This window comes from Enterococcus sp. S22(2020), assembly GCF_020295385.1.
Classification (GTDB): Bacteria; Bacillota; Bacilli; order Lactobacillales; family Enterococcaceae; genus Enterococcus_L; species Enterococcus_L dunnyi.
In genome coordinates, this window is record NZ_JACFUD010000004.1 from 348,548 (window position 1) to 360,675 (window position 12,128).

The 12,128-nt window shown below is 38.5% G+C and carries 7 protein-coding genes; all 7 read left to right on the plus strand.

Translation table 11 applies throughout. The features are described from left to right. The first annotated feature begins 147 nt into the window (after positions 1–147). The 7 genes from H3T55_RS10220 to glgA all read left to right on the plus strand — a co-directional run bounded on the left by H3T55_RS10220 (position 148) and on the right by glgA (position 11,743). Entirely contained in the window at positions 148–1,254 is a 1,107-nt protein-coding gene (locus H3T55_RS10220) for a hypothetical protein (RefSeq protein WP_225534383.1), read from the plus strand. Between the two features lie 19 nt (positions 1,255–1,273). Continuing rightward, positions 1,274–2,596: a PA2928 family protein gene (locus H3T55_RS10225; RefSeq protein WP_225534384.1), complete on the plus strand. Its 1,323-nt coding sequence runs from the start codon at positions 1,274–1,276 to the stop codon at positions 2,594–2,596. Between the two features lie 371 nt (positions 2,597–2,967). Then, on the plus strand, positions 2,968–5,607 hold the full coding sequence (gene alaS / locus H3T55_RS10230) for an alanine--tRNA ligase (protein ID WP_225534385.1): 2,640 nt from the start codon (positions 2,968–2,970) through the stop codon (positions 5,605–5,607). 426 nt (positions 5,608–6,033) lie between these two features. Further along, positions 6,034–7,929: a 1,4-alpha-glucan branching protein GlgB gene (gene glgB / locus H3T55_RS10235; RefSeq protein ID WP_225534386.1), complete on the plus strand. Its 1,896-nt coding sequence runs from the start codon at positions 6,034–6,036 to the stop codon at positions 7,927–7,929. Positions 7,930–8,014: 85 nt separating this feature from the next. Further along, positions 8,015–9,160, plus strand: coding sequence for a glucose-1-phosphate adenylyltransferase (locus tag H3T55_RS10240; protein WP_225534508.1), 1,146 nt, complete (start codon positions 8,015–8,017; stop codon positions 9,158–9,160). Continuing rightward, entirely contained in the window at positions 9,147–10,301 is a 1,155-nt protein-coding gene (gene glgD / locus H3T55_RS10245; RefSeq protein WP_225534387.1) for a glucose-1-phosphate adenylyltransferase subunit GlgD, read from the plus strand. Before H3T55_RS10240 ends, glgD begins: the two co-directional genes overlap by 14 nt. Next, positions 10,298–11,743 (plus strand): glycogen synthase GlgA, encoded by a 1,446-nt coding sequence (gene glgA / locus H3T55_RS10250; RefSeq protein WP_225534388.1) that lies wholly within the window; start codon positions 10,298–10,300, stop codon positions 11,741–11,743. The genes glgD and glgA overlap by 4 nt, the downstream gene beginning before the upstream one ends. The last annotated feature ends 385 nt before the right edge of the window (positions 11,744–12,128 follow it).

Below are 12,128 nucleotides of genomic sequence, written 5' to 3' on the forward strand. Positions count from 1 at the left end.
CTGGGTCGTAACTCATAGAGTTATGGCCCAGTTTTTTTGTTGGAGCAAATACGAGTGTAAGGGATTGTCGATTTTTGTTAATGAAAATCGGTTTCAATGGTATACTTGATTGAGCAGATATTTTTCTATTTCTGAGGAGGGGCCGTTTTGGAGCTATTTGAACAAATTGAATGGGTACAATGGAAAAAAATGAATGATACTGAAAAGACAGCGTGTTTGCAGCAATTATTGATGTATTTTATTCCACCCAAAATGGAGATCACTATGATCGAGCTAGTTGATTTTGAGCTTTACGGAATCAAGTGTCGAACATTTGAGATCGAATTAGACGGGGAATTATTTGTTTTTATCCCTAAAAATAGTGAAGCGATCCTCGGTTGGGATCTGGGAGCTGAGGGATTACGACCTCACGAGCTTCTGGATTTTGATGTTGCTGACCTTGGAAAGAAAACGTTCAAAACAACTTTGACAAATGAAATGATCGATCCCGCGTTTCAACAGCTGGAGGAAGAAGCAGCACATGATTTGTGTACATTAGAAGGAATTTCGAATTATATCAATGACCATACGTCACCCTTAAGAAAAGCTGAGATCCCGGCAATGTTTGTTCAAAAATATGCTTTGCCCGCCGGAACTGAATTTTTAGGAATCGTTGATACGATCACAGGTGCATTTGAAGGGGAAGTTGAAAAATTTGCAGTATTTGAAGCAGATATTTGTGCACAACTATTTCCTAAGCTGACAGCACAAGAGAGCTTGATCTGGTCTTTTCCCAAAACAGTCTTGGAAGAGAACCACTTTTACTTGGAATTTGTTCCCAATGCAGAGTGTTATTTTGTTTATAGTCATAAGACGTGTACCCATACACAATTAAGAGAGGCTGTACAGCAACAAGGATTTGATCTTTTAACAGAAGATCAATGGGAGTTTGCTGTCGGTGCAGGGACTAGAAGGTTATTTCGCTGGGGCAACGAATTACTCTTACAAAATAATGAATCGGGTAGACAGATCAAGGAAAAAATGAGCGGGGCCAACATGTTTGGTCTAGTGATCGATACACAAAGAAATCGCTACGAACTGACTCAGGATCCTGCTGTTTCAAAACTGAGCATCCAAGAAAAAAAAGATCGTCATTTGATCGAGCAGATGCTACCATTGTCCACTTATTATTGTTCCAAGCATTTAGTGTTGCCGGAACAAATAGTAAAGCCGGAAAAATACCTTTATCGTAAAAGTATTATCGTTGACTTATAGGTGAAAGGCAGGAAAAATTATGCAGGCATTTTTGACCAGCTGGATGAATTTATTTAGATATACCGACAGTGTCGTTCACAATGGCTTGTTGACCCTTTTTTATGGATGGTCGATCTTCTATTTTACTCGTTTATTCATCGATCTAGGAAAAGATCTCAAGCTAAAACGGGTCAGTTTAAAGAGGCGGATTCCTCAGCTGATCAGTGTTTTCATTATAAATGTATTATTGGGCTCGTTTCTATTAGCCTTGTTACAGCCTTCGTTTTTCAAAAAGTGGCAGTTTAACGGCTGGTTATTTAATGATGTCATGCTGGGGATCATTTATGGGGTGATAGTTGTAACATTTATATTCATGCTGCGTTCTTTGTTTAAAAAGAATAAAGCAGGGGTCAAAAAAAGCATACAAATTTATACTATGGTTTTTATTGTTGAATTTCTAGTAGCAACATTTGTGATGGCTGTTTTTGCTGGCGCTTTTTCGAGGATCGTTTTTGAACAAGATGCTCAAACGATCGTGACAAAAAATAAGGCAGGTAATACGATATCCATCAATAAAATCAGACAACGAATTCCTAACGGCAGATCCAGCTCTGGAATTTCTACGAGTATGACTTACTTTTTGATTAGCGCAGTGGATTTAAAAACGGGTGAAACGACGTGGACAAAACATTCTAAATGGCAGGAGTATCTCATCGGCAGCACAAAGGAAGGGCTATTTACAGTCGATAGTAAAAAAGAACGGGTCTATTTTATTGATGAAACAACGGGAAAAGTCAGTCTGACTGAACAAGAATGGATAGAAAAAATCCCAGAACTAAAGGATAATTTAAGCTATCAGCAAACAGACTATGCGATCATCGATGAATCTTCGATTTATTTTTATGGCTTAGATGGTCGATATTATAAAGTTGATTTGAAAACGAAAGAGGTCATTCAAAATCCTGACTATGAAAAAATTGTAGATCAGCATAATGGTTTCATGAAAGAACATTGGAATTCATTAGATACTCAAAAGGAGTTAGCCGCACTTGGGAAATTATATCCTGAGTTTCTTGACCTTGAAGTTGAACCTAGCATGAACGAACAAGATATGGCTTTTGTTGTTTATAAAGCAAAGCGAAATTCAAAGGAAAAAATCGTAGCTAAGGTATCCTTAGAGAAAGCACAAATTTTCTGGCGGACTGTGTTGGAGCAGGAGGCCGACGATGAAGAGCCGGTGATGCTTTTCAAGGAGAATAATGCGGTCTATGCTGTAACCGGACGCAAGCAATATAAGATAGATGAACAGAATGGGCAACTGCTCTATCTGTATGATTATCAATATAATGAAAGACAAAAATAGCTGATTTTTTTGGAGCAAAGGCATAGGCAAAAGGATAATTCCGGCTACTTATTGACAAAACAGTCAAAAATCCTTATAATTTCAAGTGTCTAAAAGAATGGATTGACCAAAAATACGTGGATGTAGAGACATTTCTCCTGGCTGAAAAGAAATGCCCGTGTGTGTTGATTTTGCTCTCTTTTAATAATCGTGCTGGAAACAGCGCCGCAGATCCTGCGTTATCGGATCGTTTAAGAGGTAATGAATGTCAGGCGGCTTCATTGCAAACAAGGTGGTACCGCGAATTATCGTCCTTGTGTTGCAATGGAGAGCGCCTTTTTTATTGCGTCAACCGACAAAACTAAGCAAACCAAGAAAGAGGTCATTAGAGAATGAAGGAATTATCAAGTAGTCAAGTGCGTCAAATGTATTTAGACTTTTTCAAATCAAAAGGTCATTCGATCGAACCGAGTGCATCATTAGTGCCTGTCAATGATCCCACTTTATTATGGATCAACTCAGGTGTTGCCACATTAAAAAAATATTTTGATGGTTCAGTAGTTCCGGAAAATCCAAGAATCACGAATGCGCAAAAATCAATTCGGACAAATGACATCGAAAATGTCGGCAAAACTGCTCGTCATCATACGATGTTTGAAATGCTGGGAAACTTTTCGATCGGTGATTACTTTAAAAAAGAAGCGATCCACTGGGCTTGGGAATTTTTAACAGCACCGGAGTGGATGGCGTTTGATCCAGAAAAATTATATGTAACAGTTTATCCGAAAGATACAGAAGCAAAACGTATTTGGCATGAAGAAGTGGGCTTATCGATGGATCATATTATCGACATTGAAGATAATTTCTGGGATATTGGTGCAGGTCCTTGTGGTCCCGATTCTGAGATTTTTTATGATCGGGGAGAAAGCTTCAATGATGTAGCAGAAGATGATCCAGAAAATTATCCTGGCGGTGAAAATGAACGTTATTTAGAAATTTGGAACCTTGTATTTTCTGAGTTCAACCATCAAGCGGATGATTCCTACGAACCATTACCACATAAAAATATTGATACGGGCATGGGGCTGGAACGTATGGTATCGATCGTTCAAAATGCGCCGACCAACTTTGAAACAGATTTATTTATGCCGATCATCAAGGCAGTAGAAAAATTAAGTGGACAAGTCACTTATGGACAATCACCGCAAACAGATATTTCATTTAAAGTCATTGCTGACCATATTCGTGCATTATCGTTTGCGATCGGTGACGGTGCGCTTCCTTCAAATGAAGGCCGCGGCTACGTGTTACGTCGTCTATTACGTCGTGCAGTCATGCACGGGAAAAAGCTTGGCATCAATGAAGCTTTCTTATATAAATTGGTTCCAGTTGTTGGCGAAGTGATGGTAAGTTATTATCCGGAAGTATTACAACAAAAAGAATTCATTGAAAAAGTTGTGCGTACAGAAGAAGAACGTTTCCATGAAACGATCAATGAAGGATTAGATATTTTAAATGAACTTCTAGCTAAAGTTAAAGCAGCTGATGAAGATACTTTGAACGGAAAAGATATTTTCAAACTTTACGACACGTATGGTTTCCCAGTAGAGCTAACAGAAGAAGTCGCTGAGGATGAAGGGTTGAAAGTCGATCATGCCGGTTTTGAAAAAGAAATGGAAGCCCAACGTGAACGTGCTCGTTCTGCCCGCAGCAAAGAAACATCGATGGGTGTGCAGTCTGCTGTTTTAACGGATATCAAAGTAGAAAGCAAATTCGTCGGTTATACAGAATTACAAGCATCAAGTCAATTATTGATCATTTTGAAAGACGAAGAAATCGTGAATGAACTTTCGGATGGTACTGCCCAATTGATTTTTGCAGAAACACCTTTTTATGCTGAAATGGGTGGACAAGTTGCGGATAAAGGAACGATCAAAGATCAAAACGGAACGATCGTGGCTCATGTGGAGAATGTCCTAAAAGCACCAAACGGCCAATTCCTGCATACAGTTCAAGTAACAGGAACAGTAACTGAAGGAGCAACTTATGAACTTCATGTAGATGAAAAAATGCGCAACCGTATTTTGAAAAATCATACGGCAACTCATTTATTGCATCGTGCGTTAAAAGATATTTTAGGCGATCACGCAAATCAGGCAGGATCATTAGTCGCACCTGGACATTTACGTTTTGACTTCACTCACTTTGGACAGGTGACACCTGAAGAATTAGTACAGATGGAAGCAATCGTCAATGAAAAAATTTGGGCAGCTCTTCCAGTTGAAACGATCGAAACGGATATCGATACAGCGAAAAACATGGGAGCAATGGCGCTCTTTGGTGAAAAATACGGCAAGGAAGTCCGTGTCGTGAATATTGACGGGTATTCAATTGAATTATGTGGTGGAACACACGTGAAAAATACAGAAGATATTGGTATTTTCAAAATTGTTTCTGAATCAGGGATCGGTGCTGGTGTGCGTCGAATCGAAGCTGTGACGAGTAAAGAAGCTTATGAACTGATGAATGAAGAAGAACAACAATTGAAAACTATTGCTGGAATCGTTAAGTCACCTCAACTAAAAGAAGTTGTGTCAAAGACAGAGCAATTACAACAGCAATTACGTGAGCTGCAAAAAGAAAATGAACAGCTTGCAGGAAAATTAGCGAATCAACAAGCGGGAGATATTTTCAAGGATATCAAAGAAGTTGCAGGTACGACGTACATTGCGGCGCAAGTCAACGTGAAAGATATGAATCAATTACGACAACTAGCCGATCAATGGAAACAAAAGGAATTGTCAGATGTATTGGTTTTAGCAACAGCACAGGATGAAAAAGTTAGCTTGCTTGCTGCAATGACCAAATCAGCAAATGATAAAGGCTTGAAAGCTGGAGATTTGATCAAAGCGATCGCGCCGAAAGTTGGCGGAGGCGGAGGCGGCCGTCCGGATATGGCACAAGCTGGCGGTAAAAATCCAGCGGGGATTGCGGATGCGTTGAATGAAGTCACTAATTGGCTGACAAAATAACGTCTATTAATTTTTATTCTGAAGAGGATGGGACAGAAGTGTCAAACTCCGAGAAATAAGAGGGAATTCACGAAAATTACTCTTCAAATTTTTGTGAATTTCAGCTTATTTCCGAAGGAGTTTCTTCTGTTTCCACCGTTTATTAAGATTTAGAGTGCGAAACAAAACTGATTTTTAGTTTTGTCCCGCACTCTTTTGTTTCGTTGTTTTTTATGATTCAGAGGTCTATTTCTTTCTTTTTTTTCATTTTGTTGTTAGATTTATTTTAATAAGTCTCATTTATATGTAATAGAGAGGTGCTTAGAAAGTAGATTCACGGCTCTATTTTCAACGAAAGCATTTTTTGAAAATTTCTTTGAAAATAGAAAAATAGGTATCCATTGATTAAACTAAACAACATTTTTTAAGAGAGTGGGGTTGAGCGAAATGAGTTCTGAAAAACATCCGGCGCGATCTTTTGAAACAGGCGAAAATTTCGCCAGCCATACTTATTTTGGTTGTCATCCAAAAACGGTAGATGGCAAACAAGGATTTGTCTTTAGAGTTTGGGCACCGAATGCGCAGCAAATTTGGCTAGTAGGTGATTTTAATGAGTGGGACCATACGATACCATTGGTAAAAACGGAACAGCCGGCGATTTGGGAAGGATTTAGTGAACGGCCGCAAATTGGGGACCTTTATAAATATTTAGTTAAACAGAACAATGGTCGGGAAATTTATAAAATAGATCCATTTGCTACCGCTTTTGAAAAAAGACCGAATACTGCAGCGATCGTTCAAGCTGTAGATGAAAGGAAATGGACCGATCATACTTGGCGGAAAAGGCAGAAAAATATGAATTCGTCTGAACGACCATTGAATATCTATGAAGTACATGCTGGTTCTTGGCAGGCGAAAGAAGATGGTACTCCATTGACGTTTAAAGAGCTTAAGGAGACATTGATTCCATATGTGAAAAAGCTAGGGTACTCTCATATAGAATTCATGCCATTGATGGAGCATCCGCTTGGTGCGTCTTGGGGGTATCAGCTAACCGGCTATTTTGCTCTCTGTTCCAATTATGGAACAAGCGAGGAATTCCAAGAGTTTGTGGAAGCTTGCCACTTAAACGATCTTGGCGTCATTATTGATTGGGTGCCGGGACATTTTTGCATCAATGATGATGGTCTGGCTTATTTTGATGGAAGCGCCCAATTTGAATATGCCAACGAATTGCAAGCTAAAAACATCCGCTGGGGGGCGTTGAATTTTGATTTAGCTAAGCCTGAGGTACAAAGCTTCTTGATTTCCAGCGCGCTTTATTGGATCGACACCTTTCATATCGATGGGATTCGGGTAGATGCTGTTTCGAACATGCTTTATCTTGATTATGATAAGCCAACTGAGGCTGTCATCGGCTCGGGTGATCATCGCAATTGGGCAGGTTTTTATTTTTTGCAGAAGTTGAATGCGGTGATAAAACAGAAGCATCCTGAGATCATCATGATTGCAGAAGAAAGTTCCTCCGAGATAAAAATTACTGGAAATATCTCAGATGATGCGTTGGGCTTTGATTATAAGTGGAATTTGGGCTGGATGAACGACACGCTTTGTTTTTATCAAATGGATGCAGCTTTTCGGAAGTATAATTTCCAGCGATTGACTTTCTCACTGATGTATATGTTCCAGGAAAAGTACATTCTTCCACTTTCCCATGATGAAGTCGTTCATGGAAAACGGAGCCTGATGCATAAAATGTGGGGCGATCGTTATAAACAGTTTGCCCAACTTAGGAATTTATATATGTATCAAATGACTTTTCCGGGGAAAAAACTTTTATTTATGGGAAGTGAATGGGGACAATTTTTAGAATGGAAACATGATGAAGCGTTGGAATGGATCGATTTGAATGATGCGTTGAATCAGCGTATGCAGTATTTTACAGAAGTGCTCAATCGATTGTATACAGAAGAAAAAGCGTTGTGGGAGCTGGAGCAGTCCGAAAAGACGATCGAAATAATCGATGCAGACAATGCAGAAGCAACGGTTTTGAGCTTTATCCGAAAAGGAAAACGGAAAAAAGATTTTCTGATCATTGCTTTAAATTTTTCTCCAGTCGAGCATAAGGAGTTTATTCTAGGTGTCCCATTTCCGGGAACATATCAAGAAGTGCTCAATACAGAAATGACTGATTTTGGAGGGACATGGACAAGAAAAAATCAAGATTGCCAAACGCAGAAAAAAAGCTTTAAAAGCTTTGAGTATCAAATACAAACGATCGTTCCTGCTTTGGGAGGAATCATCCTAAAACCAAAAGAAATCAATACTCGAATCAAATCATGAGCCTTTTAGAATAAGTCATCAAGGATTTACTTGTAAAATAATCAGACCTTGAAAGGGGAGAAGGGTGATTTTTGCCCGTAGACAAATGAGTACAGAAATGCTTGCAATGATTTTAGCAGGGGGACAAGGGACCCGTTTAGGAAAATTGACAAAAGAGATTGCCAAACCAGCAGTACCTTTTGGCGGAAGATATCGAATTATTGATTTTACTTTAAGTAACTGTGTAAATTCCGGCATCAAACATGTAGGTGTGGTCACACAATATCAGCCGCTTGCATTGAACAATCATATCGGAAACGGCGCTAGCTGGGGCTTGGATGGGATCGATGCTGGTGTAACTATTTTACATCCTTATTCTAGTACGGATGGCGAAAAATGGTTTGAAGGAACTGCCCATGCCATTTATCAAAATATTTCCTATATCGATCAGATGGACCCGCAGTATGTGTTGATTTTATCAGGGGATCATATTTATAAAATGAATTATGAAGCCATGTTAGAGGAACATATCGCAAATGGTGCTTCGTTGACTGTAGGTGTAATTGAAGTACCGTTAAAAGAAGCTTCTCGCTTTGGGATCATGAATACAGATGAACATGACCAAATCATTGAATTTGATGAAAAGCCTGAAAAACCTAAAAGTAATCTGGCCTCAATGGGCATCTATATTTTCAATTGGGATCGCTTGAGAAGTGTTTTAATGGATAGTTCTTCTGATGAGGATCATTTACTAGATTTTGGTAAACATGTGATTCCTTCTTATTTAGAAGCGGGAGAAAAAGTTTATGCTTATCGTTTCAATGGTTACTGGAAAGATGTTGGAACGATCGATTCCTTATGGGAAGCAAGTATGGAATTTATTCAGTTAGATAATGAATTGAACATGCGAGATAAAAGCTGGCGGATGTTTTCCAAAAATATGATTTCTCCGCCTCATTTTCTAACAGAAACAGCATCTGTCGCTCATTCTTTGATCGTCGATGGATGTTATGTTGCAGGCAATATTGAGAATAGTATTCTGTCGACGAATGTGGAGGTAAAAAGTGGTTCCACAGTAAAAAATAGTGTGATCATGCCTGGGGCTAAAATCGGCAGAAATGTCTGGATCGAAAATGCGATCATTGGGGAAAATGCGATTATCGGAGACGATGCAGTAATCTATAAAGAAAATGAAATCAAAGTGGTTGGCTATTCCGAAGTAATAGGGGGAAAACAAGATGAAAACCAATAGCATGTGCGCTGTTTTAGGAAATATTTCAAGGTTTGAAGGGCTTTGGCCCTTGACTGAAAATCGACCGTTGGATACATTACCCTTTGATTGTAAATATCGTTTGCTTGATTTTCCTCTTTCAAGTATAGCCAATGCCAACATTCATTCGATTTTAATGGTGTTCAATGAAGGGGAGACTAGATCGGTATTCGACCATATCGGCGGGGGGAAAGAATGGAACTTAGATTCGGTTCAAAATAGCTATTTCGTGTATTTTTACCAAGACTTTTTAAAACAAAAGGCACAAGGGTTGCCATTTTTTGCTTCAATGATCGAGTATCTTCAGAAAGCTGAATCTGAGTATACAGTTTTTCTAGGCAGTAATCATTTATGCAATATCGATCTCAAAAAAGTCTTAAAGCAGCATCTAAAACAAAATAATAAGATGACAGTGGTCTATAAAAAAATGCCTAAAGGAAAAGTTTCTTTAGATACCTCTATTATCAAATTGAATGATTCGGCGGAAGCATTGAGCGTAGACCGATTAGACGAGCAAGTCCATGAAACAGAGTTCGTAAACCTTTGTATGGATATGTATATCGTTCAAACCGATTGGCTGATCAAGCAATTAGAAGCAGGGCAAAAAAAGGAAGATTCTCCAAGCATCTATACTTTTTTGCAGCAAAAAATCAAAGAAGAAACGACGACTGCTTACGAATATACTGGCTATTTAAGTGACATCTATAACGTCAAATCTTATTATCAAGCGAATATGGATATGCTGGACCCAAAAAATTTCAAGGACTTACTATATTCAGGACAAAAAATTTACACAAAGCTCAAAAATGAAGTGCCAACCTTTTATTCACAGGATTCTAAAGTAAAAAATAGCCAATGTGCCACTGGCTGTATCATTGAAGGAGAGATAGAGAATTGCTTAGTTTCAAGACGTGCTGTGATCAGAAAAGGAACAGTTATCAAGCATTCGATCATCATGGCCAATGCGAAAATCAAGGAAGACGTTCAGATCGAATATGCTATTTTAGATAAAAATATCACGATCGAAGCGGGCATAAAAATTATAGGAACAAAAGATCAGCCCGTGATCATTCAAAAAAATCAAGTTGTAACTGCTGATATTATTGGAGGTGAAATGGCATGAAGGTTTTGTTTGCCTCTGCAGAATGTGCCCCATTCTTTAAAACTGGCGGATTGGGTGACGTCGCGGGAGCATTACCTAAAGAACTGGTACAAAAAGGAGTGGAGATTTCAGTTGTACTGCCTTTTTTTACAAAGATGTCCGAAATATATAAAAATCAATGTGAGGAGGTTTGCGATTTTTATATAGAAGTAGGCTGGAGACATCAATATTGTGGGATCAAACGTCTAGTATTGGAAGAAATTACGTATTATTTTATCGATAATCGCTATTACTTTGATCGTGATCATCTTTATGGCTATCAGGATGATGCGGAACGTTTTGCTTTTTATTCATTAGCGATTCTTGAAATGCTACCTAAACTAGAGTTTAGACCAGATGTGATCCATGTCAATGACTTTCACAGTGCGATGGTGCCATTTTTACTAAAAGAGAAATATCAAGAGATAGACTTTTACCATTCTGTGAAAACAATGTTGACGATTCATAATATTGAATTTCAAGGTGCGTACAGCAAGGAGTTATTGCCAGACCTATTTAATTTAGAGCTAGAACATTTTTATAATGGTTCTGTTCGTTTAAATGATGGCATCAATTATTTGAAAGCTGGAATCATTTACGCTGATCTTGTGACCACAGTCAGTCCAAGCTATGCGAAAGAAATCCAAACCAAGGCGTTTGGCTTTGGGCTTGATGGTATTTTGCGATTGGAAAAAAATAAATTGAGTGGGGTTTTAAATGGGATCGATACGCAAGTATATGACCCAAAAACAGACGAGCAACTCACCTATCATTTTTCGATTTCTGATTTAGCAGGCAAGAAACAAAATAAACAAATGCTTCAGCAAAAAATGAATTTGCCGCTTCACCCAGATGTTCCACTGATCGGGATCGTGAGTCGATTAACTCATACAAAAGGATTTCACTTACTTTTAGAGGAGCTAGATCGTTTATTAGAAAAAGAGGTTCAAATTGTTTTACTGGGAACAGGAGATCCTGACATCGAACAGTCTTTCCGCTCTTTTGCTACGCAATACCCGCATAAGCTGAGTGCAAATATATCGTTTGATGTATCTTTGGCTCAGCTGATCTATGCAGGCGCCGATTTATTCATGATGCCATCAGCTGCGGAGCCCTGCGGCTTATCTCAAATGATCGCGATGCGCTATGGGACATTGCCGATTGTTCATGAGGTTGGTGGATTGAAAGATACAGTCGTTTCGTTTGATCCAGTTACGAATTCCGGGACAGGTTTTAGCTTTTCAACGTTTGATGCTGATTCTTTGTTATCTACTACAGTGACAGCGGTGAACATCTATCAAAATGACCAAGAAGTCTGGACAAAGATGATGAAGCAGGGAATGGCAAAAGATTTTAGCTGGAAAAAATCAGGACAGAACTATTTAGAGCTGTACAAGCAACTCTTGGATAAAAAAGAAGAGTAGTAAACGATCAGCTATGCTAAGAAAGAAATGAGTCATCACTACTGATTTATTGCTGGGGACTATTGATTTTTATTGACGAGACAAAAAAAACAAGGTATACTCTTAGCGAGAAATGAATAGTCAAAGAAAGCCATAGAGGTGTTTTTGTGAGTGTAAGTATCTAACTTAAGGAAATGAATAGCTGGAGAATAAATGACCATTTTTAGATGGCTTCTTTAGCATACCTATGTTTGATACCTATCTTACCTCTTATCAATGGCCGATCTACTAGATGATTTATGGTCTATATTTATTGATGTTTTGGGATGAAGGGAATCTTCATCCCTTTTTTTCATGAATAAATACTGAAATCATTTAAAAGGCTAAATTTTTTGATCTATTCATT